Origin of the sequence: Nocardia pseudovaccinii (assembly GCF_050942345.1) — a bacterium.
GTDB lineage: Bacteria > Actinomycetota > Actinomycetes > Mycobacteriales > Mycobacteriaceae > Nocardia > Nocardia pseudovaccinii.
Genome location: NZ_CP192074.1, coordinates 4,651,539 through 4,675,937, shown reverse-complemented (window position 1 = coordinate 4,675,937; position 24,399 = coordinate 4,651,539). Strand labels below are relative to the sequence as shown.

Annotated in this window: 26 protein-coding genes; 13 read left to right on the top strand and 13 right to left on the bottom strand. The window is 65.0% G+C overall.

All coding sequences use genetic code 11. The features are described 5' to 3' along the window. Positions 1-342: 342 nt before the first annotated feature. Positions 343-1,077: a dienelactone hydrolase family protein gene (locus ACQPZ2_RS20915; RefSeq protein WP_433527091.1), complete on the bottom strand. Its 735-nt coding sequence runs from the start codon at positions 1,075-1,077 to the stop codon at positions 343-345. Positions 1,078-1,338: 261 nt separating this feature from the next. Between ACQPZ2_RS20915 and ACQPZ2_RS20910 the strand changes: the two genes are divergently transcribed. The 5 genes from ACQPZ2_RS20910 (at position 1,339) to ACQPZ2_RS20890 (ending at position 4,992) form a co-directional block, all read left to right on the top strand. Further along, positions 1,339-1,890, top strand: coding sequence for a dihydrofolate reductase family protein (locus ACQPZ2_RS20910; RefSeq protein WP_433527090.1), 552 nt, complete (start codon positions 1,339-1,341; stop codon positions 1,888-1,890). Positions 1,891-2,139: 249 nt separating this feature from the next. After that, complete coding sequence (locus ACQPZ2_RS20905) at positions 2,140-2,901, top strand: SDR family NAD(P)-dependent oxidoreductase (RefSeq protein ID WP_433527089.1); 762 nt, start codon at positions 2,140-2,142, stop codon at positions 2,899-2,901. 22 nt (positions 2,902-2,923) lie between these two features. Next, positions 2,924-3,844, top strand: coding sequence for an AraC family transcriptional regulator N-terminal domain-containing protein (locus ACQPZ2_RS20900; protein ID WP_433527088.1), 921 nt, complete (start codon positions 2,924-2,926; stop codon positions 3,842-3,844). A 55-nt stretch (positions 3,845-3,899) separates the two neighbouring features. Then, on the top strand, positions 3,900-4,592 hold the full coding sequence (locus ACQPZ2_RS20895; RefSeq protein ID WP_433527087.1) for a type 1 glutamine amidotransferase domain-containing protein: 693 nt from the start codon (positions 3,900-3,902) through the stop codon (positions 4,590-4,592). A 13-nt stretch (positions 4,593-4,605) separates the two neighbouring features. After that, positions 4,606-4,992 (top strand): PPOX class F420-dependent oxidoreductase, encoded by a 387-nt coding sequence (locus ACQPZ2_RS20890; protein WP_433527086.1) that lies wholly within the window; start codon positions 4,606-4,608, stop codon positions 4,990-4,992. 158 nt (positions 4,993-5,150) lie between these two features. On the opposite strand, the gene ACQPZ2_RS20885 is transcribed toward ACQPZ2_RS20890, so the two are convergent. Next, entirely contained in the window at positions 5,151-5,279 is a 129-nt protein-coding gene (locus ACQPZ2_RS20885; RefSeq protein ID WP_433527085.1) for a hypothetical protein, read from the bottom strand. Between the two features lie 93 nt (positions 5,280-5,372). Here ACQPZ2_RS20885 and dinB point away from each other — a divergent pair, with 93 nt between their 5' ends. Beyond that, entirely contained in the window at positions 5,373-6,626 is a 1,254-nt protein-coding gene (gene dinB / locus ACQPZ2_RS20880; protein WP_433527084.1) for a DNA polymerase IV, read from the top strand. Positions 6,627-6,747: 121 nt separating this feature from the next. Continuing rightward, on the top strand, positions 6,748-7,125 hold the full coding sequence (locus ACQPZ2_RS20875) for a PLD nuclease N-terminal domain-containing protein (protein ID WP_433527083.1): 378 nt from the start codon (positions 6,748-6,750) through the stop codon (positions 7,123-7,125). 162 nt (positions 7,126-7,287) lie between these two features. Here the strand turns inward: ACQPZ2_RS20875 and ACQPZ2_RS20870 are convergent, their stop codons facing one another. The 8 genes from ACQPZ2_RS20870 to ACQPZ2_RS20835 all read right to left on the bottom strand — a co-directional run bounded on the left by ACQPZ2_RS20870 (position 7,288) and on the right by ACQPZ2_RS20835 (position 15,865). Beyond that, positions 7,288-8,859 (bottom strand): IS1182 family transposase, encoded by a 1,572-nt coding sequence (locus ACQPZ2_RS20870; protein WP_433526439.1) that lies wholly within the window; start codon positions 8,857-8,859, stop codon positions 7,288-7,290. Positions 8,860-8,933: 74 nt separating this feature from the next. Further along, complete coding sequence (locus ACQPZ2_RS20865; protein WP_433527082.1) at positions 8,934-9,515, bottom strand: Uma2 family endonuclease; 582 nt, start codon at positions 9,513-9,515, stop codon at positions 8,934-8,936. 101 nt (positions 9,516-9,616) lie between these two features. Further along, complete coding sequence (locus ACQPZ2_RS20860) at positions 9,617-10,783, bottom strand: thiolase family protein (RefSeq protein WP_433527081.1); 1,167 nt, start codon at positions 10,781-10,783, stop codon at positions 9,617-9,619. 121 nt (positions 10,784-10,904) lie between these two features. Further along, positions 10,905-11,783, bottom strand: coding sequence for a phosphoribulokinase (locus ACQPZ2_RS20855; protein ID WP_433527080.1), 879 nt, complete (start codon positions 11,781-11,783; stop codon positions 10,905-10,907). A gap of 107 nt (positions 11,784-11,890) precedes the next feature. After that, positions 11,891-12,955, bottom strand: coding sequence for a class 1 fructose-bisphosphatase (locus ACQPZ2_RS20850; protein ID WP_433527079.1), 1,065 nt, complete (start codon positions 12,953-12,955; stop codon positions 11,891-11,893). 15 nt (positions 12,956-12,970) lie between these two features. Continuing rightward, on the bottom strand, positions 12,971-13,912 hold the full coding sequence (locus ACQPZ2_RS20845; protein ID WP_433527078.1) for an AAA family ATPase: 942 nt from the start codon (positions 13,910-13,912) through the stop codon (positions 12,971-12,973). A 70-nt stretch (positions 13,913-13,982) separates the two neighbouring features. After that, a complete protein-coding gene (locus tag ACQPZ2_RS20840; protein WP_433527077.1) occupies positions 13,983-14,405 on the bottom strand; it encodes a ribulose bisphosphate carboxylase small subunit in 423 nt (140 codons plus the stop codon). 17 nt (positions 14,406-14,422) lie between these two features. Further along, on the bottom strand, positions 14,423-15,865 hold the full coding sequence (locus tag ACQPZ2_RS20835) for a form I ribulose bisphosphate carboxylase large subunit (RefSeq protein WP_063046110.1): 1,443 nt from the start codon (positions 15,863-15,865) through the stop codon (positions 14,423-14,425). 236 nt (positions 15,866-16,101) lie between these two features. Here ACQPZ2_RS20835 and ACQPZ2_RS20830 point away from each other — a divergent pair, with 236 nt between their 5' ends. The 4 genes from ACQPZ2_RS20830 (at position 16,102) to ACQPZ2_RS20815 (ending at position 19,639) form a co-directional block, all read left to right on the top strand. Then, a complete protein-coding gene (locus ACQPZ2_RS20830; protein WP_433527479.1) occupies positions 16,102-16,968 on the top strand; it encodes a LysR family transcriptional regulator in 867 nt (288 codons plus the stop codon). 270 nt (positions 16,969-17,238) lie between these two features. Then, positions 17,239-18,096 (top strand): class I SAM-dependent methyltransferase, encoded by an 858-nt coding sequence (locus tag ACQPZ2_RS20825; protein WP_433527076.1) that lies wholly within the window; start codon positions 17,239-17,241, stop codon positions 18,094-18,096. A 230-nt stretch (positions 18,097-18,326) separates the two neighbouring features. After that, entirely contained in the window at positions 18,327-18,722 is a 396-nt protein-coding gene (locus tag ACQPZ2_RS20820) for a tautomerase family protein (protein WP_433527075.1), read from the top strand. Positions 18,723-18,790: 68 nt separating this feature from the next. Further along, on the top strand, positions 18,791-19,639 hold the full coding sequence (locus ACQPZ2_RS20815; RefSeq protein WP_433527074.1) for a LysR family transcriptional regulator: 849 nt from the start codon (positions 18,791-18,793) through the stop codon (positions 19,637-19,639). 6 nt (positions 19,640-19,645) lie between these two features. Here the strand turns inward: ACQPZ2_RS20815 and ACQPZ2_RS20810 are convergent, their stop codons facing one another. Genes ACQPZ2_RS20810 through ACQPZ2_RS20800 form a run of 3 tightly spaced genes read right to left on the bottom strand, consistent with a single transcriptional unit; the run spans position 19,646 to position 23,046 of the window. After that, entirely contained in the window at positions 19,646-21,061 is a 1,416-nt protein-coding gene (locus tag ACQPZ2_RS20810) for a hypothetical protein (RefSeq protein WP_433527073.1), read from the bottom strand. Then, complete coding sequence (locus ACQPZ2_RS20805; RefSeq protein ID WP_433527072.1) at positions 21,058-21,501, bottom strand: hypothetical protein; 444 nt, start codon at positions 21,499-21,501, stop codon at positions 21,058-21,060. The genes ACQPZ2_RS20810 and ACQPZ2_RS20805 overlap by 4 nt, the downstream gene beginning before the upstream one ends. Before the next feature lie 3 nt (positions 21,502-21,504). Then, complete coding sequence (locus tag ACQPZ2_RS20800; RefSeq protein WP_433527071.1) at positions 21,505-23,046, bottom strand: hypothetical protein; 1,542 nt, start codon at positions 23,044-23,046, stop codon at positions 21,505-21,507. 115 nt (positions 23,047-23,161) lie between these two features. Between ACQPZ2_RS20800 and ACQPZ2_RS20795 the strand changes: the two genes are divergently transcribed. Next, a complete protein-coding gene (locus ACQPZ2_RS20795; protein WP_433527070.1) occupies positions 23,162-23,611 on the top strand; it encodes an Rv3143 family two-component system response regulator in 450 nt (149 codons plus the stop codon). 417 nt (positions 23,612-24,028) lie between these two features. Next, positions 24,029-24,397: an NADH-quinone oxidoreductase subunit A gene (locus tag ACQPZ2_RS20790; RefSeq protein WP_371856371.1), complete on the top strand. Its 369-nt coding sequence runs from the start codon at positions 24,029-24,031 to the stop codon at positions 24,395-24,397. Positions 24,398-24,399 lie beyond the last annotated feature (2 nt).

Sequence of the window (24,399 nt, the reverse complement as noted above, 5' to 3'; positions counted from 1 at the left end):
CGGGTCCCGCGCCGAAGCCGGGCTGCCGACGAACGGCCCGCTCTGACGGTACGGCTCGAATACGCTCGTTCATCGGTGAGTCCCGACGGCGGTCGGAACGAGCCGGATGCCGCATCGGCGAAAACTGACGCCATGATGGGGCTCGACAGTCGTCCGTGGCCGTTCCGAAATCCTGAGAAGCGCCACCGCGACCGGCCGGTACCGCCGATGGACGGTACCGGCCGGTCTGGGCGGTTGCGCATCTGCTGGCCACCGCCATCGAGGAGGGCCGGGACCTGTCCTCGATGAGCGGCATTCCGGCCGACAGCTCCTATCGTCTGCTGCCGGCCTGACGGCCCGGCCTCACTTCGGGTGCCGGGCGAAGAACCGGTTCCCCTCCTCCCCCGCGAACTGCGGGACGCCGGTGTGCCCGCCCATATTGGCGTGCAGCGTCTTCTCCTTGGAGCCGAAGGCGTCGAACAGGTCCAGGGCCATCTGCCGGTCGTTTCCCTCGTCGTCCCACTGCAGCAGGACATGCAGCGGAATGGTGACCTGCCGGGCCTCCTCGAATATGGCGCGCGGCACGAAACTCCCGGCGAACAGAACGGCGGCCGAGATGCGCGGCTCGACCACCGCCAGTCTGGTGCCGATGGAGATCACCCCGCCCGAATACCCGACCGGGCCGCCGATCTCGGGCCGCGCGAGAAGGGCGTCCAGGGCCGCCTGCCATTCCGGGACCGCCTGGTCGACCAGTGGGAGGATGAGCCGGTCGACGATGTCGTCGGTGACCGGCTCCCCGGCCTGCAGCGCCCGGTGCAGGTCGGCGCGGGCCTGATCGACGGCGGCGGAACGGGGCCGCTCACCGCTACCGGGAAGCTCAATGGAGGCCGCAGCGTAGCCCTCCGCCACGGCGTACCGGGCCCTCGCCAACAATCGCGGGTACATCGTCTGCAGTCCGGCGGCGGAGTGGCCGAGCAGGATCAGCGGCAGCGATGCGGACGCGGATGCGGGTGTCCACAGGATGCCGGGGATCTCGCCGAGGGTGAATGCGCGCTCGAGCACGCTGTCATCGAGGCGCTGTTCGGAAGTGAAGTGCATGGTCGTGTCTTCTTTCGGGAGTGCTGTCGAACGGCGCTCCCGGACGACCTATCGCCCGACCGTGACCCCAGAGGGGAGCACCCATGTAAATGCTGCGTTCACGGGTACCACCTCCTCGTTCTCTCGCACGGTCTCCGGAAAAGTAGCAGTGGCCGCCGTCGTCCGCCAACGGGTTTTTCCGGAGGCTCCCATGGCCGGATGCCACGAAGTCACTCGCCTGATGTCCGATGAGTTTCGAGCGCGTAGGACGTCTACCCGGTCATGAGGAAACTGATCTACGGGTTCAGCGTGTCCCTGGACGGCTACATCAACGACCGCGACGGCAGCATCGACTGGACCAACCCGGACGAGGAACTGCACCAATTCCACAACGACCGCTACCGCGACCTCGAGGTCTCGCTGCACGGCCGTCGCCTCTACGAACTGATGGCCGAGTACTGGCCACACGTGCCCGAGAACGCGTCGGGCATCGAGCGTGAGTTCGGCAGGCTCTGGACCGAGAAGCCGAAGGTCGTCTTCTCCCGGACGCTCACCGAGGTCCACTGGAACAGCACGCTGATCAGCGAGAACGCGGTCGAGGAGGTCCGCAGGCTCAAGGCCGGAGGCGACGGCGTCATCGAGGTCGGTGGCGCGAGCCTCGCGGCCGCGCTGATGCCACACGGGCTCATCGACGAGTACCAGCTGTTCCTCGCGCCCGTGGTGCTCGGCGGCGGCACACCACTGTTCCCATTGCTGGACAAGCGCATCCAGCTCCGATTGGCCGAGACGAGGCACTTCAACACCGTGGTGATGCTGCGCTACCTCGCCGACTGAGGTTCCGTTCAACCGCAGCAGCCCCGCCACCGGACACACCCTAAATGTGTTTCTTTGCGTCCCGAAGTATCGAGCCTGCCGTCGGTGACCGCGAGGGGGAGCTGTGAGTCGGGCATCGGAAAAGGGCGAGGATTGTGCAAGAGTGAGCGAGTATCTTTCTAACGATTTCGCAGGTCAGCTTGTTTGAATGGTTCGTCCCTGTTCGTCACTCCCTGCAGTGCCGTGGACGTTCATCGAAAGGCTGGAACCATGACCGCTCGTCTCGAGGGAACCGTCGCCCTGATCACCGGTGCCTCCAGCGGTATCGGCCGCGCCACCGCCACGGAGCTCGCCCGCGAAGGCGCGGCCGTGGCCTTGGTCGGCCGCCGTAAAGAGCGGCTCGCCGACCTCGCCGCAGAAATCACCGACGTCGGCGGGCAGGCCCTGGTGGTGCCCGCCGACATCACCGACGCCCAAGCCGCCGCGGAAGCGGTGGAACGCACCGTCGAAGGCCTGGGTCGTCTGGATACCCTGGTCAACAATGCGGGTCTGATGCTGCTCGGACCCGCTCCCGGCGCGGACTTGAACGACTGGCGTCGCATGATCGACATCAATCTCATGGGCCTGATGTACTGCGCGCACGCCGCGATTCCGCATCTGGTCCAGGCGGCTGCCCAGGGACCGCGCCAGGTGGCCGACATCGTGAATATCGGCTCGCTGGCCGGTCGTGGCGCGTTCGCCATGTCCGCGGCGTATTGCGCGACGAAGTTCGGCGTCGGCGCGTTCAGTGAGGCGTTGCGCCAGGAGTTGGCGCGTCAACATGTTCGGGTATCGGTCATCGAGCCCGGTAGCGTCGATACCGAACTGCGCGAACATAATTCGGCTGCCGTCAAGCAGCAGCTCGCCGCGGCTTTCGGCGACATCGAGCGCTTGCAGGCCGGTGACATCGCCGATTCGGTGAGCTACATCGTGACCCGCCCGCGGCACGTGGCCATCGCCGAACTCCTCGTGCGCCCCACCGAGCAGATCTGAGCATCAGTCGGGGTTCATGATCATGTCAGCGAATCGATCCGCGACCATGCTCCTCGAGGAGCTCTGCGAGCTGCTGGCCCGCCACGCCCGCGACGACACGACCACCGCGATCGCGGATCTGCTGATCGGCCGGGAAGAGGCGGACATGCCGCCATTGCCGTCCATGCCCTGGACGCACATGACGCTGATCGCCCAGGGCGCAAAACATCTCGCGTACGGCGAGCAGATACACGACTACCGCGCGGGGCAGTGCCTGGTGGCATCGGTCGCCGTGCCCCTCAAGTGCCAGTTCATCGAAGCCACCCCGGAACGGCCGGTCTTGGGTTTGTGCCTGCGTATACATCCTGCCGAGGTCGCCGAGATGATAGTGCAAGCTCCTCGTGGCGCTGTGCCCGACAACGATGACATCGCCACGCCCGCAGTCGTTTTCGCCGACGCGTCCGCCGAACTTCTCGACGCCACCGTGCGGTTGGTGCGCCTGCTCGACGAGCCACGCGACCGGGAGGTGCTGACTCCCCTCGTCAAACGGGAGATCCTGTGGCGCTTGATAACCGGCGAGTACGGCCCGACGGTCCGCCAGATCGGTCTCAGCGACCCCCGATTCTCCCCGATCGCCGAAGCGGTGCAGTGGATTCGGCGTCACTATCGTGAGCCGTTCCGGGTCGATGAGCTTGCGGAGCGCATCGGCATGAGCCCCTCGGCCCTCCATCGGAACTTCCAGGCCGTCACCCGAACCACGCCCATCCAGTTCCAGAAGACGATCCGACTTCACGAGGCCCGCCTCCTGCTGGCGGCGAACCCCACCGACGTAGCCCGAATCGGATACCTCGTGGGATACGACAGCCCCTCTCAATTCAGCAGGGAGTACCGCCGCCTCTTCGGCGCGCCGCCCAGCCAAGACGCAGTCCGGTTCGAGGCACCACGGACCGGCGAAACGGGTTAGCCGTCCTATCGAACAACAGGCCTGAACCGTCATCGAGACGAAACGGAGAACTCATATGAACACCAAGGTCCTGGCAGTCGTGACGAACCAGCCCACCTACGGTACGGACACCCATCACACGGGGCTGTGGCTCAGCGAACTGGTGCACTTCTACGACGCGCTCACCAAAGCCGGATTCGAAGTCGACATCGTCAGCCCCGCGGGCGGCCGGGTTCCCCTCGACCCACGCAGCACCTCGCCGATCGGCCTCGACAAGATCGCGCGCGGCTATCGGGACGATCCGGAGTTCATGGCCCGACTCGACGACACGCAGAGCATCGAAGACGTGGATCCGGCCGACTACGCCGCGATCTTCTACACCGGTGGCCACGGTGTGATGTGGGACTTCCCGGACAACGTCGCACTCCAGGACGCGTCGCGCCAGATCTACGAGAACGGCGGAATCGTCTCCTCGGTATGCCACGGTGCATGCGGATTGCTCAACATCACGCTTTCCGACGGGACACTGCTCGTGGAGGGTCGCACCCTCACCGGATTCGCAACCGTCGAAGAACGCATCGCGATGGTCAAGAACCGAGTGCCGTTCTTGCTCGAAGACGAATTGCGCAGCCGCGGCGCCCACTATGTCAAAGGGCGAATCCCGATGACATCGTTCGTCACGGCAGACGGTCGGCTCATCACCGGGCAGAACCCTTACTCGACCAAGGAAGTCTCCGAGCAGATCGTCCACGCCCTGCGGGCAGCGTGACCAGGAGCGAGTCATGACATGGAGCGAGATCGCCGCTGGCAAATACGCGATGCTGACCACGTACAAGAAGGACGGGAGCCCGGTCGGGTCACCGGTATGGCTGGCTCCCCGAGACGGCCGAATCGTGGTGGCCGCCAACGCCGATAGCTGGAAGATCAAGCGCATCCGGCGCAACCCGAACGTGACGCTGCAGCTCTGCAATGCTAGGGGCACAACCATGCGAGGCGATGTGGTCGACGGCCACGCCGAGATCATCGACGCTCCCGGGACCCAGCAGGCGCGGGCGTTGATCCGCAAGAAGTACGGAATTGTGGGCGCACTCGTCGCCTGGTCAGGCAAGCTCCGGCGCACGGACAATACCGTCGGCATCTCCATCACACCCGCCACGCCGCGGGCCTAGCGCCGCACCGGATGCTCACAGCCGGTATACGCCGCGCCGGGTGCCCGAGCGCCGAGCGCCTGGTGCGGGCTTCATCGTGTTGTGGCCGCGATCGGCTCGAACCGTTCCGCCACAGTGCAGGCCACGGCCCGCGCGACGGCTCGCCGTCGCACAACCGGCTAGCCGTCGCCGATAAGTGCGTTCGGGAACGCTGGCAGCCCCGCAGCGCTCGTCTCGCCCACCAGCACCGACAGCACAACACGCACCTTGTCCTCGACCGGGATCCCCGATCGCCGTGATCTCGCCACCGAACGGCTCCTTCCTGGTTATGGGGCTCGGAGCGTAAACCGCACAACCCCGCCAGAAAGTTCGACTCACTGAATGCGGATCTATGCGAACATATGTTCGTGTCCGAGTTCGTCCGCCCAACGAGTGCGCCGCGTTCTCGACGGCCGCGGATCGAGGCGCGGGCCGAGGCGTCGATCCTGCATGCGGATCTCGACTCGTTCTATGCCTCGGTGGAACAGCGCGATAATCCGCGATTGCGGGGGCGGCCGGTGATCGTCGGTGGCGGGGTCGTGCTGGCCGCCAGCTATGAGGCCAAGGCGTTCGGGGTGCGCACGCCGATGAATGGTGGTGCGGCGCTGCGGCTTTGCCCGCATGCGATTGTGGTGCCGCCGCGCATGTCGGCCTATGCCGAGGCGAGCAAGGCCGTCTTCGAGGTCTTCCACAACACGACGCCGGTGGTCGAGGGCATTTCGATCGATGAGGCGTTTCTCGACGTGGGTGGGCTGCGTCGGATCGCGGGCGAACCCGTCGAAATCGGGCGGCGGTTGCGGGATGCCGTGCGCGAGCAGGTCGGGCTGCCGATTTCGGTCGGTATCGCGCGGACGAAATTCCTGGCGAAGGTGGCGAGTGCGGTCGCCAAACCAGATGGTTTGCGCCTGGTGCCGCCGGAACTCGAACTCGATTTCCTGCATCCGCTGCCGGTCGAACGGCTATGGGGCGTCGGCGAGGTCACCTCCCGCACCCTGCACGAACACGGCATCACCCGGATCGGGCAGCTCGCCGAACTCGGTGAATCACCGTTGCGTGCCATCCTCGGACCCGCCGCCGCCCGGCACCTGTACGCACTGTCCTGGGCGCGCGACCCGCGTCGCGTCGAAACCGGCGTCCGCCGCCGCTCCATCGGCGCGCAACGCGCACTCGGTCGTCGGCACCGTCCACCCGACGAGATCGAGGCCTACCTGCACGGCCTCACCGACCGCCTCGGCCGCCGATTGCGCGCGGCCGACCGGGTGGCCCGAACCGTAGTGCTGCGCATGCGTTTCGACGATTTCACCCGCGCCACCCGCTCGCACACCCTGTCCGAGGCCACCGATCACACCGAAACCATCCTCTACGCCGCGCGCACCTTGCTCAGCACCGCGATGCCCATGATCCAGGAGCGCGGCCTCACCCTCATCGGCCTGGCACTGACCAACCTCGACAACGCCGACGCCGTCCAACTCACCCTGCCGGTGGAACCCCGCGCCACCAATACTCTCGATGCCACCCTCGACGACCTGCGCCGCCGCTTCGGTTCGGCCGCCGTCACCCGCGCCGCCCTCATCGGTCGCGGCGAAGGCCTCTCGGTTCCGCTGCTGCCGGACTGATGCACTCGAACGCGGCATGTATCCTCCATGCAGGCCGGTTCGGCGGGGGGTGACCATCGAACTTTCGGAAACCACGGATGAGCAGGCCATAGCTGTTTGCCGTGCGCCCGAGGAGATTTCGATGCCATACGCAGTACTCGGTCTGATCACATTGGCCCTGTGGGTCTACTGCCTGGTCGACATCATCACCTGCCCCGATGCGGGCATTCGGAATCTGCCGAAGCTGGCATGGCTCGTCGTCGTCATCCTGGTGCCGACCGTGGGCGCGCTGTTATGGCTGTTCGCGGGCCGCCCACTGCACGAACGCGGCCCGCGTTCCACCACCCGTTACGCCGAATACGACCGCCCCGGCCGCTACGTCCCGCAGAATCCGGACGACGACGAAGCTTTCCTGCGCGGCCTGCGTGAACGCGCTGAATCCCAGCGCCGCGAGGCCCGCCGCCAAGAGGAAGAGCGTCGGCGCGACCTGGACCAGCGGCGCGAACAGGGCGAGCTCTAGGAGACTGCTGAATAAGGCTGTTTGAGGGGTGTCCGCGCTTCGCGCGGACACCCTTCGATTTTGGTTGGTTGTTGGATTCGGCGCGGTCGGTGGTGCGCTGGTGGCGGGGTGGGGTTGGCCTCGACTGGTCGGAGGCTGCGGGTCGAGCTCGGTCTGGGTTGGTCAGGCGATTGCCCAGGTGTTGTCGATGCGGTCGAGGCCGAGGTTGAGCAGCCGCCGCAGGTTCAGGGCGGCGATGCGAGTGTGCAGCCATTGGTTGTTGGCGGCGATGCCGCGGTAGCGCAGTTTGCGGCAGCGTCCTTTGGGGCCGATGAGCCAGGAGATCGAGCGTTCCACCATGGGGCGGTGTTTGCGGTAGGCGGCGACGAGGTCGGGGTCTTCGCGCCAGTTTTGGCGTGCTCGCCGCAGCAGGTTGTCGTGCTGGTGCAGGTTCAGGGTGCGCCCGTCTTTGCTGGTCGTGCATCGCCTGCGCAGCGGGCAGTCTCGACAGGCCACCCCGAAGACGACCCTGTGTTTGGCGGTGATCGAGCGGGTGACGCCGTTCGGGCAGGTCGCGGTGCGGGCGTGGTGGTCGACGGTGAAGTCGTCGAGGGTGAACCCGCCTTTGACGGCCGAGCGCAAGGGGAACGGTTTGATGATCGCGGTGTGACCGCGTCCGGCCAGCTCGGCGCGCATGTCTGCGCTACCATAAGCGGTGTCGCCCAACACATCTCGCGAACCGTCCTCGCTGGAGAGCAGATCCAGGCCGACGACCGATTCGTGGTTGTCGCTGCCGTTTCCCTTGGACAGCCGACCGTCGGTGAACAGCCCCGTGTCGGGTTCGACCGCGACGTGGGCTTTGTAACCGTCCTGGCGTTTGTGCACGGTTTTGTGGATGTGGCGGGCGTCGGGATCAACGACCGAGATCACGCGATCGGTGGCGACCTTGCGGGCGATGCGCCAGCGTCCGTCGGTGCCGTCGGAGCCCTCGGCGGGTTCGACGTCTTGGCCGGCGATCAGCGCCAGCAACGCCAACGCTTGGGCCGCCTTGTCGCGGGCGTCGTCGTCGAATTCCTTGTCCGCCAACGCATTAACGACCACAATCGCGTCGTTGACCAGCGCCGACACCAACGCTTCCCGTGCCGTTGCGTCGTCCCAGGCGATCACCGGTTTGCCGGGATCGTCGTAGTCGTGGGCATCGCAGTCGGCGGCGATTACCGCTGCCGCGCCGGGTACTTCACGACGCACCCGACGGATCGCGGCGATCAACTGGGTCACCGTGTCCTGGGTGGCGACCGCGTCGTCGAGTACCACCGAATCCAACGCCCGTCGTGTCTTTCCTTTCAGCACACCGGTTTCGGCGACCACCGCGCGGACCGCGTCGAAGATCCGGTTCGGATTGCTCGACTTCGCCAACCGTCGCCGCCAGTAGGTCAACGTCGACGGATCGAACCCCTCATCGTCCAACGCCAACCCGCAGGCGACCTTCCACCGCAGGTCACACCGCAACGCCTGCACCGTTTCCCGATCCGACAAATCATGCAGGGCCTGCAGCAACAGCACCGACGCCGCGACCTCGCACGCCAGACTCGGCCTGCCGGTCCTGCTCGGGAACAGGTCCTCGAACATTCCAGCCGGGAAAACCTCCCGGCGATGCTCGGCCAGGAACGCGAACACACTGCCCGCCGGCACCAGATGCCCCACCAGTGCCGCGGCATCCATCAACTGCGGATCCGACCCACCCTCACCTTGCACCCCACCATCCTCGTCGACCCGGCCCTCCGGGCCGGGTCAACACACCGAGTTATTCAGCAGTCTCCTAGACCTTCCTAGCCGTCGAGTTCGGCAAACGGAATGCTCACGGCGAACGGCCTTTCCAGGATGACGATTTCCTGGTGGGTCTCGGCCAATCGGTACACTCGTGCGGCCCAGTCGAGCCGGTATTCCTGAATCATCTTTACGTAGAGGTTGGCGTCGAGATGGACGACGAGATAGACAGGGATGCCTTCGTAGGCATATTCGGCGAGCTTGTCGACGGTATCGGTGTACACCGATCCGGGGGAAACGACTTCGACAACCAGGAGGGCGTCTCCGGTCGTCACCTTCGTCCCGCGCTCGACGCAGCGGTAAACAGTTACATCGGGACGCCGAAACGAGAAGCCTTGATCGCGATTTCGTCGCTTGGCGAAGTGCAGGTCGATGTCCGTCGAAACTCTGGTGCACGGATCCGTGGGTTTGGCCCCTTCGAGCTTGTTCGCCAAACGACGCGCAACATCACTGCGCTCGGCCGAGCCGCTCTGGCACCGGATTATGTTGCCGTCGATCACCTCGATCAGCTTGCGGAGATCATCGGGTAGTTGGTCGTACTCCGCCTCCGAGATCTCTAATGCCCCAGGGTCGTCGGCCCACACCGGAAGTACGGTCACAGGCTGCCTCACTCGCGACGGGTCATCCGATCGCCGGTCATGGTACGCGGCAGCACAGCACGATCGTCGCAACCATCGATGCCGCGTCAGAGGCGTTCTATGATGGTGGCGTTGGCGAGGCCGCCTGCTTCGCACATGGTCATCAGGCCGTAGCGGCCTTCGGACTGCTCGAGGTGGTTGACCAGGGTGGCGAGGATGCGGGTGCCGGAGGCGCCCAGGGGGTGACCGAGCGCGATGGCACCGCCGCGGGGGTTCAGTTTGGCGGGGTCGGCGTTGAGGTCGTGCTGCCAGACAAGCGGTACGGGGGCGAAGGCTTCGTTCACTTCGTAGGCATCGACGTCATCGATGGTCAGCCCGACGCGCGCGAGGACTTTGCGGGTCGCGGGGATCACGGCGGTGAGCATGAGCACCGGGTCGTCGCCGGTGACCGCGAAGGAGTGGAAGCGGGCACGCGGACGCAGACCGAGGGTATTCGCCTTTTCCTCGCTCATGATCAGGGCGGCCGATGCGCCATCGGTGAGCGGGGATGAATTGCCCGGGGTGATAGACCATTCGATTTCCGGGAAGCGCGCCCCGAGATCGTCGTCGGCGAAGGCGGGGCGAAGTCCGGCCAGACCTTCGGCGGTGGTGCTCGGGCGGATGGTCTCATCGGCGGTGAGCGTGCCCGCGGGGACGAGTTCGTTGTCGAACCCCCCAGCCGCGGCGGTTTCAGCGGCCAACCGGTGTGAGCGGGCGGCGAAGGCGTCCAGGGTCTCACGGTCCAGTTTCCAGCGCCGGGTGATGATTTCGGCCGAAATACCCTGTCCGATAAGACCTTCCGGGAAGCGATGGGCCAGCGGACCGCGATTGGCGTCCTTCCCCTGGGCGTTGGAGAACATCGGAACCCGGCTCATCGACTCCACACCGCAAGCGATCGCGATGTCGTAGGCCCCGGCGATCACACCCTGCGCCGCGAAATGCGCGGCCTGCTGGCTGGACCCACATTGCCGATCGACGGTGGTTGCGGGCACGGACTCCGGGAACCCGGCGGCCAGCACGGCGGTGCGCGAAATATTGAACGCCTGCTCACCACTCTGGGTGACGCAACCGCCGATCACATCATCGACCAGTACCGGATCCAGGCCATTGCGCTGGACCAGGGTCCGCAGCACATCGGCCAGCAGTGTCGCCGGATGCACATCTGATAGTCCACCACCGGGTTTACCCTTACCGGAGGGTGTGCGAACAACGTCGACGATAACCGCGGATGTCATGACGGCTCCCTACTGTTTCTGCGATCGCCCATGCGAATGACGATTAACTTATGACACTGTACGCCGCCACGCCTCGCTCCCGCGACCCCCGGTGGGCGAGCACCTCGAACCGCTACACCGATCAGCGAGAACGCTTGGGGCGCTTATCCATCAACCGCAGGATCAGCGGGGTGAAGATGAGTTGCATGGCCAGATCCATTTTGCCGCCGGGGACGACGATGCAGTTGGGGCGGGACATGAAGGAGTCGTGCAGCATGGACAGCAGATAGGGGAAGTCGATGACCTTGGGGTCGGCGAAGCGGATGACGACGAAACTTTCGTCGGCGGTGGGGATGGTGCGGGCGATGAAGGGGTTCGAGGTGTCCACGGTGGGGACGCGCTGGAAGTTGACGTAGGTGTGGGAGAACTGGGGGCAGATGTATTTCACGTAATCTGGCATGCGGCGCAGGATCGTATCGATTACGGCCTCACTGGAATAGCCGCGTTCGGTCTTGTCCCGGATCACCTTCTGGATCCATTCGAGGTTGACGATCGGCACCACCCCGACCAGCAGATCCGCGTATTGCGCGACATTCACCGAATCGGTGACGGCGGCGCCGTGTAATCCCTCGTAGAACAGCAGATCGCTGCCCGGCGTCAGATCCTCCCACGGCGTAAAGGTGCCCGCGGGTTGCCCATAGGGTTTGGCTTCCAACTCGTCGTGCAGATATTTCCGCACCGAACCGACGCCGGTCTCACCGTAGTCGCGAAACAGCGTCTCCAGCTCTTTCAACAGATTCGCGTCCTCACCGAAATGCGAGAAGGTGCGATTGTGGCTCTGCTCCGCCTCGGCCATCGCGAGCTTCATCTCGTTGCGGTCGTAGCGATGGAACGAATCCCCCTCCACGATCGCCGCATTGATGCCTTCACGACGGAATACCTCCTGAAAGGTCCGGGTGACACTGGTCGTGCCCGCACCGGATGAGCCGGTAATGGCGACGACAGGATGTTTGACCGACATGACACCTCCTTGATTGCCGGACTGTGTTCGATTTGCGATGCTCCCGGTGCCCTCCGTGGTTACGCTGCGCTACCGCCTCCGGGCCCTTCGCTCGCACCGCGGGGATTTCAGCGTCCGGCCGGACGGAACAGCGACCGCGACCCGAACAGTGAACTGTCGAAGCTGGGCCCTTCCTCGGGCTCGCTGTGGTAGCGCTCGATCCGCGCGACCTCATTGCGCGAACCGAAGATCAGCGGCACCTGCTGATGCACCTGCTCCGGCACGGCCTCCAGCACGCGATCACCGCCGGTGGTCGCCCAGCCCCCGGCCTGTTCGACGATGTAGGCGATCGGATTCGCGCCGTACAGCAACGACACCCGCCCCGGCCGCCGGGTGTCGTATGGATAGAGGTAGACCCCGCCGCGGGTGAGGATGTGGAAGGTATCGGCGACCAATGACGCGACCCAGCGCATATTGAAGTCCCGCCCCCGTGGCCCGTCCACGCCGTCGAGACATTCGTGGACATACCGCCGCACCGGCCGCTCCCAGAACCGCTCATTGGCGGCATTGATCGCGAAACCCGAAGTATCTTCCGGGATTCGCATCCGCGGATGGGTCAATACGAAGGCACCGATCTCCCGATCCAGAGTGAATCCGTCGACGCCACTGCCCGTGGTGAGCACCAGCATGGTCGCCGGCCCGTACAGCGTGAATCCCGCACAGACCTGCCGCACCCCCGGCTGCAGGAAGTCCGCGGTAGTCGGCGCCGCGTTGTCCGGTGCCCGCAGCACGCTGAAAATCGTTCCGACAGGCAGATTTACATCGATATTCGAGGATCCGTCCAACGGATCGAAGGCCAGCAGATATTTGCCGCGCCGGTGCACGTCGGGCACCGGATGGATATCGGTCATCTGCTCCGATAACAGCGCCGACAGATGCCCCGTCCATTGGGTCTCGGCCACCATGATGTCATTGGCGATGGCGTCGAGTTTGCGGTGCACCGTCGGCGGCAGGTTATCGGGTTCGGAGGCGCCCAGCGAGCCGACGATGGCACCCCTGGTCACCTGGTTGGCGATGATTTTCGTCGCGGTCGCGACGACATTCACCAGAGCGGAGAATTCACCGGACGATCCGGGATGCCGGTGCTCCTCCTCGATCGTGTATCGGGTGAGGGTCTTCAGTCCTTCTGGCATGAGTTCTCGATCTCGTCACGCGGGGGCCCTTGCGGTCGGCCCATCCGGCTGCTGTCCTGTCCCGAATACACTGCTGCCGTATACATCTCGGTCGGTCAGCGTGATCAGGTCGGTCTTGGTGAGCGGTCGCCGCAGCTCGACCAGCCGTTTGGCCTGCCGTAACCGGCAGCGGTCCAGGGCATTGCGCACACTGCGCGCATTGGAGAATCGGGGGCGGCTCATTCGCAGCGTGAGATATTCGCCGAAGGCTGCGTATCCGGTGTCGTCGAACCGGAAGTTGTCCCGTGCCACCATGATTTCGGCGATGCGCACCAACTCGGTGTGGGTGTAGTCGCTGAATTCCAGATGATGGGCCACCCGCGAGGACAGTCCCGGATTCGCCGAGAAGAACTTGTCCATCCGGTCCGGATAGCCCGCGAAGATCACCACCAGGCTGGTGCGCTCGCTCTCCATCTCCTGCAGCAGGATTTCGATGACTTCCTGTCCGTAATCGCGTTCGTTCTCCGGGCGGAACAGGTAGTAGGCCTCGTCGATGAACAGCACTCCCCCGGCCGCCTTGGCCAGGGCCTCCTTGGTTTTGGGTGCGGTGTGTCCGATGAACTGGCCGACCAGATCGTCACGAGTTACCGTGTGCACCTTGGGTTTACGGATATAGCCGAGCGCGTGCAGCATCTCGGCCATCCGCAGGGCGACGGTGGTCTTGCCGGTGCCGGGGCCGCCGGTGAAACTCATATGCATGGTCGGCCGGGAGGCCTGCAGGCCGAAGCGCTGCCTGGCCCGATCGATCAGCAGCAGCGCCGCGATCTCGCGCACCCGCCGCTTCACATTCGCCAAACCGACGAGTTCGTCATCGAGCCTGGTCAGTACGTCCGCGACGTCATTTCCCGCGATATCGGTGGACAGATCCAGCACCGCATCCTCGGCCAGCAACTCCTCCGGCGGTGCGTCCGCCGGCACCGCCCGCACCGGCCTGCCGTCGTCCGCACCCGGCCGGTGCAATCGGAAACCGCTTGCTGCGCTCGACCTTTCAGCCGCCATACCGGGTACCCGGCCTTTCGTCGGTGGCATACGAATGCAGACCGTAGGTCTGGCGCCGGTCCGGTCCCTCGGTGCGAGTCAACACGAATCCGGGCTCGTCGACGGGACGCTGCACCAGAAAACTCAATGCGGTGGTCTGCCTGCCGTAGCGGGCGTCGTAGGCGAGAACCCGAATGTAGTGCCGCGGGAAGGTATTGCGGCATGCGTCGATCTCGGCGAGCACACCGTCGGGCTCGTCGAGATCGAACAGCGGCAACCCCCACATCTCCCAATAGGCGTTGCGGGGGTGCGGATCATCGGTGTATTCGATGGACACCGGCCAGTTGTTGAGCAGGGAGTAACGCACCTGAGCCGCGATCTCGGCGTCGGTGAGTTCGGGCAGATACGAGAAGGTTCCGTGGCGCAGATACATGTGCGGAGTCCTGTCGTTCAGTGGCTGGCCGTCGGCACGGCATCCGGCGCGTCGGTGGAGGTGTAGTCGAAGGTGACATCGCCCCAGGTCGAGAGCGCGACATCGAGCGGGCGGCAGTTCTCGGCGGCCTTGCGCAGCACATCCGGACCTTCCTTCAGCAAATCGCGCCCCTCGTTTCGGGCCTTCACGACTGCCTCCAACGCCACCCGATTCGCCTCAGCGCCTGCCGCTATACCGAGCGGATGTCCGATGGTGCCGCCGCCGAATTGCAAGACCACGTCATCGCCGAAAAGGTCTAGCAACTGGTGCATCTGACCGGCGTGGATGCCACCGGAGGCCACCGGCATGACACCGCCGAGGCTGGCCCAATACTGATCGAAGAAGATGCCGTTGCCCGGGTTGGTGGGAATGTGGTTCTCCCGCAACGTGTCGTAGAAGCCCCTGGTGGTCGCCGGATCGCCCTCGAGCTTACCGACCACGGTGCCCGCGTGCAGGTGATCGACTCCGATCAGCCGGCACCATTTGGCCAGTACCCGGAAGCTCACGCCGTGCGTCTTCTGCCGCGTGTAGGTGGAGTGCCCGGCCCGATGCAGATGCAGCAGCACGCCGTTACGCCGCGCCCAGTGCGACATCGACTGCATGGCGGTGAATCCCACCGTCAGGTCCATCATGATCACGACGCTGCCCAGCTGTTTGGCGAACTCGGCGCGCTCGTACATATCCTCCATGGTCGCCGCGGTGACATTGAGGTAGTGGCCTTTGATCTCACCGGTTTCGGCCGTGGCGCGGTTGACGCCCTCCATGGCGAACAGATACCGGTCGCGCCATCGCATGAACGGCTGGGAGTTGATGTTCTCGTCGTCCTTGGTGAAATCCAGGCCGCCCTTGCACGCCTCGTAGACCACCCGGCCGTAATTCCGCGCGGACAGACCGAGTTTCGGCTTCACCGTCGCACCCAGCAGCGGCCTGCCGTATTTGTTCAGGTACTCGCGTTCCATCACGGTGCCGTGCGGCGGGCCCTGGAAGGTTTTGACGTAGGCCACCGGAATCCGCATGTCCTCCAGGCGCAGTGCCAGCAACGGCTTGAAGCCGAAGACATTGCCGATGATCGAGGAGGTGAGGTTGGTGATCGAGCCCTCTTCGAAGAGGTCGAGATCGTAGGCGATATAGGCGAAGTACTCGCCGGGGCGGCCGGGAACCTCATCGATGCGGTAGCACTTGGCCTGGTAGCGGTCGTGCGCGGTGAGACGGTCGGTCCACACGACAGTCCATGTGGCAGTGGATGATTCGCCCGCCACGGCGGCCGCGGCTTCGATCGGATCCACACCCTTCTGCGGGGTCACCCGGAAGACGGCGAGGACATCGGTATCTTTGGGTACGTAATCCGGGGCGTAGTAACCCATCGAGGCGTAGGAGTGGACACCCGGATCCCAGCGGTTGGGTTCGGTTTCGTCGGTCATCATTGCTCCGCTCGGTTTTGCGGGTGATCCGCGCTCGGGAACTGTTGCGCGAGGCTCCCGCGCCCGGATATCGAGCAGGACACCTCGGCTCGGGTGTTGTGCGGGATGCTGCGCCTGAGACGTGGGGTGAACGCCTACTGAGTTCAAGGATGACGGCGTTGTCGATGACAAACAATTTGATTGTTCCTCGGAATACTCAACGGATTCATTGAGTTTGATACCGTCGATTCGTGGGCATGGTGAGTGCGGCAAGGATGGAAACATTCCTGGCCGTGTCTCGGCAGGGCAGCATCCGCCGCGCCGCCACCCAGCTGCACATCACCGAGGCCGCCGTCTCCGCCGCGGTCGCGCACATCGAAAAGCAGCTCGGGGCAAAGCTCATCGCGAAGGCCGGGCGCGGTATCGCGCTCACCGAGGCCGGGCGCATCTACTCCGAATACTGCCGCACCATCCTCGGCCTGATGAAGGAGGCCAATGCCGCGGTGCGCCGGGCCGAAACCGGCAGGCTGCGGATCGGTGTGGTCGCCACCGCGGGTGAGTATGTGCTGCTGGGGCCGCTGGCGTCATTCCGGAATCGCTATCCGGATATCGAACTGAGCCTGTCGGTGCATCCGCGCGATGTGCTGTTCCTCGAATTGCACCACCACGAAACGGATCTCGTCATCGCGGGCCGCCCACCGCGCGACACCGGGCTGGTCATCCGAGCCCGTCGCCCCAGTCAGCTCGTGGTCGTCGGCGCGCCGGACTGTCCCGATCCGCTGCACAGCACCTGGCTGCTACGCGGTCGCGGCTCCGGAACCCGCGACGCCACCCTCAGCCTCATCGACCGCCTCGAAATCTCCCCGCCCACCCTCACCCTGGGCAGCCACGGTGCGGTACTGGCCGCCGCCCGTGAAGGCTTGGGCGTGACCCTCATTCACACCGACGCTCTGGCCCAAGACCTGGAATCAGGTCTGCTGCAAGTACTTCCGGTCGACGGCACCCCCATGGACCGTCCATGGCACGCCGTCACCACTCGCACCCCCACCCCCACGACCCGCCTCTTCCTAGCCCACATCCTCGATCCAGCCGAAGTAGGCCCCCACGCTTTCCACCCCGGCTAGAAACCCCGGGCGGTGGAGCCCGGGGGGCACGACACCCGGACTCCACCCGACTGGCGATCGAATCGATCGCGCAGGTGATCGGCGATGAATTCGCCATTGGGTTGATTGTGGACCGAATAGCCGCTCAGCAGCACGTTTCGCTGTTACGAACCCGTGAAATATCCCGTTCCACGTGACCCGATTCCCGCCTGAATTCTATCGGATGGCATCACCACGCCACCGGTGCACCCTGTCCCGAAAGGCAGGCACCGCTGTGCCAGACTGGCGCGCATGGCTGGTGGGGAAGCGTTGATTTCGAATGTGTCCGATACCGCGCGCTGGGTCGCCACCTACCGCGCAATGGAGACCGCGCGCGAAGATGCGCTGTTCCACGATCCGCTCGCCGAGCGTCTGGCAGGCGAGCGCGGATATGCCATGGTTGCGGCCGCATCGCGGATAATGCGCAACGGCTGGCCGGTCGTCACCCGAACCAGAATCATCGATGACCTGATCGCGACCGCCATCGCCGAGGGCTGCGACCGTGTGCTGAATCTTGCCGCCGGACTCGACACCCGCCCCTACCGCCTGGGCTTGTCCGCCGATTTCGTCTGGGTGGAGGCCGATCTGCCCGCACTCACCGCGGAGAAGGAGGCCGCTCTCGCGGATGAGAAGCCGCATTGCACCCTGATCCGCCGGGGTGTCGACCTGGCCGATCCGGCCGCGCTGGCGAAGTTCCTCGACTGGGCCCTCGGCCCGCTCGGTCCCGAAAACGCCCACGCCACAAAAACTTTGGTGCTCACCGAGGGTCTGCTGATGTACCTCGATGAGGAGACGGTCCGCACCATCGCCGCCGCCCTGTCCATGCCGCAGATCCGCTGGTGGGTCATGGACGTCACTGTGTCGATGAATCACCTGCGCTCGAGTTCGATGTTCGAGAACGCGCCACTCAAATTCGAACCCGGCAACGGCATCGCCTACTTCGAAGATCTCGGCTGGCTCCCCCGTGAAGTCGAACATCTCCTCGTGCACGCCCGCAAGCTCCACCGCGCACCCTGGTACCTGCGCCCGTTCACCTATCTCCCCCAGCCCAACCCACGCAAACCCGGCCGCAACCCCTGGTCCGGCATCGTCCGCTTCGAGCGTGACTAGTGCAGTTACGCGCCTCATTCCGGACCGCACGGGGTTCCGAGTGACATCTCGTGGCTGACGGGCAACGCGCCGCGAGCTATGCACCGGGGGCATAGACGCAGCCGCAACGGCATTTCCGCCAGCTCTGTCGGCTCCCTAGTGTCTAGATAGGACCTGGATCAGGCCGTTTTCGACGACACCGGCGCGACTCGATCCAGCTGCCGCGACTACCACTCGATAGGAGCTCTGCCATGCCCCTCGTACGTATCGATATGATCCGTGGCCGTCGGCCCGAGGATGTCCGGGCCATCGCGGACGCCGTCCAGCAATCCCTCATCGACGTCCTGAAGATTCCCGAACGCGACCGGTTCCAGATCATCACCCAGCACGACGCGGACGAGATCATCGCCCTCGATGCCGGGCTCGGCTTCCAACGCACTCAGGGCACCGTGATCATCCACATTTTCACCCAGCGCGGCCGCAGCACCGAGGAGAAGCAACGCCTGTACAAGACATTGGCGGGCCAACTCGGTGTGGACGGCAAGGACCTGTTCATCAGCTACTTCGAAAACGGACCCGACGACTGGTCGTTCGGCGACGGCCGCGCCCAGTACGTCGAGGGTGACCTGCCGATTCCGGGACACTGACAGTCCACACGGAAGTTCGTCGTGGAGCTGTCCGACCTGCGGACTTGTAGTGTCTATGCTCGTCAGGCGTGGACATCGAGCTGCGTCACCTCCGCGCTTTTGCTGCCGTCGCCCAACGGCGATCCTTCACTCACGCGGCCGAAGCGCTGTTCATCACCCAGCCTGCGCTGAGCCGCACGGTCGCGCAGCTGGAAACCCTGTTACAGGTGCAACTCCTGGACCGCAGTTCGCGGCACGTCGAATTGACCAGCGCGGGTAGGGAATTCCAGCAACACGCGGAGCGCGCTCTCGCGGCGGTGGAGCAGGCGGTGGCAGTCGCCCGGCAGCATCTGCGGGTGCGCCTCGGTTTCAGCTGGCTGCTGCCAGACCCCTGGGCACAGCGTACGATCGCCGAGTTCGAGCAGGCCACCGAGGCCGAGGTGACACTTGTCCGCTGTGACAACCCGCAGGTCGCCGTCACACAGGGCAGCGTCGACATCGCAGTGGTGCGCGGAAAGGTGACCGCGCGGGGAGCCCATACCGTGCATCTGTTCGACGAGATGCGCGTAGCCGCCTGCTCGACTCGATCCCCGCTGGCCGGGCGCGAGCGACTGGAGTGGACCGAGCTGGCCGACTGGCCGCTGGTCGTCAATATCGTCAGCGGCACCACCGGCCCCACCTCATGGGCGCGGGAGCATCGGCCCCGGACCGTCGTGGAAACGACCAATTACGACGAGTGGTTGGAGACCGTCGCCGCCGACCGCGGCATCGGGGTCGTCCCCGAGACCGCGGCACGCCGCAGCAACCACCCCGCCGTTCAGTTCCTCCCCCTGTCCGGAGCCCCGACCGTCCCGGTATACCTTGTCTTCCTCCCGACAGCCGCAACGGCCCTGCTTCGGCAGTTCATCGAAACGGGCGTGGCAGCCGCCCGCCGATAAGGCGTTTCAGAACTGGCTGTGCTGGGAGTCGAAGGTGAGGATGCGGCCGCCGAGCAGGATCTGGGCACCCGCGGCGAGGGTGGTCAGCTGGTTCGGCATGGCGCGGAGCCATTCCTGGTGGCCGGGCATCCGGATGTAGGTGCCGTTGGCCGACCCCTGGTCGACCACCGCGACATCCCATTCGACGAGCCGAACCTCCATATGCGCACGCGACATCGCGCCCGAGCTGTCCGGCAACCGGATCGGCCGCGCACCGCGCCGCACCGCCTCGGCAAGTTCGGGTTCCCGCCCGAGGACGATGTCGTTATCGAGTACGAACGACGTCCCGTCATCGAGCATGAGCAACCCCAGCGGTGGCCGCACTCCTTCGGTCAACACGCAGGTCAACTGATCCATCCGAATCCCACACACCGCGCAGAACGACACCCGCGGATCGTTCAGATGCTGCCGCGAACACATGAACCCCCGAACAACAGCCCTACCGCTCCCGGCCACCCCCTTTTCCAACTGCTTCGGCGGCGCTCCCGCCACACCGTTCTCAGACTGCGCACCCTTCTGCAGGCCGACTCGTCGCCGCTCCCCGACGCTCGACACCGCATTCCTCGGCGGCAGTTTTCCCATGCCCATCGCGGACGCGCGCTCCCATGGTGCCGCCTTCCCCGCCGAGCCGCCCCCGATCGGCGGGCGCACCGCACCGCCTTCCGGCTGTGGCTCGACCTCGCCTTCCGACCCGACCGTCACCGGATCGATGACTTCGACCGGCTGCCTCGGAAATTCGCGCCGTTCGACCTCCGGCGCTGCGCTCACACCTTCCGCCGATGCCACGACCTGAAGCACCCCATCCGGCACCGACTCGATGTCAAGAGATCTCCGCACCGCCGGTGCACGAGCCGACACAGGCACCCCCAACCACAACACCGCCCCGGCACCGGGCACCGTTCCCTCACCCAGTCCCGCGATACCGCGACCCGGTAGCGCCGACTCGGTCATCCCGTCCTCGTCCACGAACAGCCCGATCCCGATCTCGGGTGCCGGGATCACCACGCGATCGACCGTGAATCCGGCATCCTTGCCGCGCAATACTTCTGTGCGATCCGAACTCTCCAGCACCGCGGTCACACCGCCGTGCAGAAATAACGCCACCCCCGTCGCGCCAGGGGTGATCACCCCGAATTCGACTTGGTCCTCGTCGCCCAGGCTCATCAACCAGGTCGTGGCAAGTCGTGCAAACATGCGTCCGCTGCGCGGTATCTCCGAGGCACCCGCATCTCGCACCAGCTCGAGCAACGCCGACATCGTCTGCGCCGCGGACGATTCGGCATCGGCCGCAATATCCGAACGGTGCGCGACCACGAGCACGACGCCGCCACTGTTCGCGATCAGATGCGTACCACCCGGCAGCACCTCGAGCTGCCGACTCACAGGAATCGCCCACCCTGGAACCGCCAGCGATGGAACACCACGCGCATCGGCCCGTTCACCACGAGCCAGAACACGACCCACGTCACGATGAACTGGATGAGGAATGCCGTCAGCGACGGATGCAGCGCGCGCGGCAGCACAATGGTCGTATGGTCTACGAGGACCCACATCAGCGCCGCCTCGTTGATCACCGTCCAGAAGCCGAACAGCGTGGGCCAGTCCTTCTCCCACCGGAATTGCTGCAGAAAATGGTAGAGCAATTCCCACAGTACGCCGACGAGCACGGTCGCCAGCAGCACCGACAACGTCACCCGATAGGCATCGCCGAGCGACAGCGATCCAGTCGGCAAGACGGGCGTAATGATCACCGCCACCAGCAAACCGACAACGCCGAGCACGAGTATGCGGGTCTGAATCCGCCCGTTCAGAGTAAGCAGCATCGATCAGATCTTCTTGTTCGTCGCCCACAACCACCATTGCCGAGTCGACCGCAGCGGCCCCATCCGCTGGCAGAAACCCAGCGCCGCAAGATCGTCCGCGATCTCCTGCGCCGCGATCTGCAACCCCAGGAAGGTGTCCACTCCCGGAAACGGTCCACCCAGCGTCGCACTACCTGATGCATAGATGCGTCCGCTGCCACTTCGCGTGCCGATCAACTCGAAGGTGGTCGCCACATCCATGCGCCCCACCGGATTACGACCGGCACCGGCATGATCCAGCAGATCCGCCAGTAACCGATGTTCGCGCACGTCGGCCTCCAACCCGGTGCAGTCGATTATGTAATCGGCCGAAATGTCGAAAGGCTGGGTAGGCGGCGGAAACGGCAGCGCCGCCGTGGGATCCGGCACGATCGTGGTGATCACCCCGCCCTGCCCCCGCACGGGCCGCAGATCGCGCGCACTGCCCGCCATCACCTGATACCACCCCTCCTTACGCCCGCGCCGCAGCTGCTCCTGCCAATTCGAGCGCACCGGCGTGTTGGTCCCGCCCATCTCCTGGTAGGCCTGCGCGCGCTGTTCCCCTTGCAGCGTGCGCATTTTCGCCTTGAGCTGGCCGCCCCATACCGACTTCGGATAGTTGAATCCCTGATAAGACCATCCGTCGCCGCCCTTGCGTCGACTGAAAATATTCGGTCCGTGCGCGGCGGCCACATAGTGCCGAAACAGATGCAGGATCTGGGTATTCAGCCGCAGTTTGTCCCGGTCATCGATGAGCCGTTGCAACACCCGGCTGGCCACGATCCCGCTGCCGCGGATCATCACCTTTCCCGGCCTGCGCTGCAGTGCCTGATACACGTGCTCATGCGGTTCATACGCATTGACCACGCGCGTCGGATCCCGGTACTTCTCCCGATATTCCTGCAGATCCCGCAACAACTTCAGCCCCGGATAACCCACGCCCACATGGACGTACGTGCTGCGAAACGCGATCCGCTTGGTCGGAGCCGCACCGGCGGGCGGGGTGAGGACGCTGAAATACCCGCCGCCATAGCGTTTGCGCACCATGCGCACATGCCCTTTATGCAACGAACCCGCGTATCCGATCCGATGGAACTCCCGTTCCATCGCGACGAACGCCTGCCCCGCCCTCGGCGTGTAGTAATTGCTGAAGATCGGCTCGGTGAACACATTCCACAGCGGTCGGATCGTTTTCTCCGCCAGCGCCTCGCGCACCGCATACGACGGAAAGCCCCAGATATTGTCCGGCATCGACGCCGAGTCGCTGCGCAATCGCTCCCCGCGTGGAATCTGCGACACCCGCGTCAGATATTCATAGGACGACCACGGCACCTCCTGCGGCCCGAGCACCGCCATCGCCGCCGCCGCGACGCCGTAGATCCGCAGGGTGTCATAGGTGACGAAGGATCCGATCCCGCTGCCGATGGTCACGAACGGAACATCCACCACCGGAATGCCCGCCCGGGCCACCATCTCGTCGGTCCACGCGTCGGTTTCGACGAGTTCGCGCGTGATATCTCCCCGCATTTTCGGGATGCTACCGGCCGGAACTCAGCAACCGCTTTCGATTACCTTGCCACCGCACGCATTCCGCACCGCCGACCGGCGACAGCGCGACGCGCGCGGAGCAATCTGCGCCAACATGCCACGCCGCACCCCCGCCCCGACGTACCATCCGTGCGTGGCCGACGCGATTCGTTCCACCCCACTGCGGGTCCTGGTCTACAGCAACGACGCCGATACCCGGCGTCAAGTAATGCTGGCACTGGGCACACACCCGCACCCCGAGCTGCCCACCTTCGAATACCTCGAGGTGGCGACCGCGCCCGTGGTCATCGAGCAGATGGATGCGGGCGGTATCGACCTGGCCATCCTGGACGGGGAATCCGCTCCGGCGGGTGGGCTCGGTATCGCCAAACAGCTCAAGGACGAGATCGCTCAGTGCCCACCGGTTCTGGTGCTCACCGGCCGCCCCGACGATGCCTGGCTCGCGAACTGGTCGCGCGCCGAGGCCGCCGTGGCCCATCCGATCGATCCGATCCGGCTCACCGAGGCCGTCGTCACGGTTTTGCACAACCGACCGGCAGCCTGACCTCATCGTCCCCATCCGTCACATCGTGCCCGCGCCCCCAGGGCGCGAGCACTTCGATGTCACGTGACAGTGCTATCACTTAGCGATCCGACGGGCCGGATTACCCCCGATTCAGTCATAAATAGCAGTCCCGTTTTCGATCAAAGACCCCAATCGAATAAACGGTCGAACCGCCGAGTCGGTTGTAGGCTGTGCCGTAGCTCACATGAGCGCGGGCCTCGATATGACAGACCCGCGCAGTGCGAGCAGGCCATGAGGCGAGTCTGACCGAGGCGGACAACGACGTCAGCCCGCCTCGGAAGCTGCCGTCATGATTCCGGCGCCGACCATCACATCCCCGGGCCGCAGTCGGGGTACATGACGCCCAACCGCCAGCTACAGCTCGCAAGGAGGGGAAGTGCAGTCGTGAATATCGAGATGCCCACTCTGGTCCTCGGCGCGGTCGCCGCCGCGTTCGCGGTGTTCTCCGTCATCCTCTCGGCCCTCGTCGGCCCCAAGCGCTACAACCGGGCCAAACAGGAGGCCTACGAGTGCGGCATCGAACCGACACCGCACGCCGTCGCGGGTGGGCCGGGAAACGTTACCGGACAGCGCTTTCCGGTGAAGTACTACCTCACCGCCATGCTGTTCATCATCTTCGATATCGAGATCGTGTTCCTCTACCCGTGGGCTGTCCACTTCGATGCGCTCGGTCTCTTCGGTCTCGCCGCGATGGCGCTGTTCATCTTCAACGTCTCGGTGGCCTACGCCTACGAATGGCGCCGCGGCGGTCTCAGCTGGGACTGATC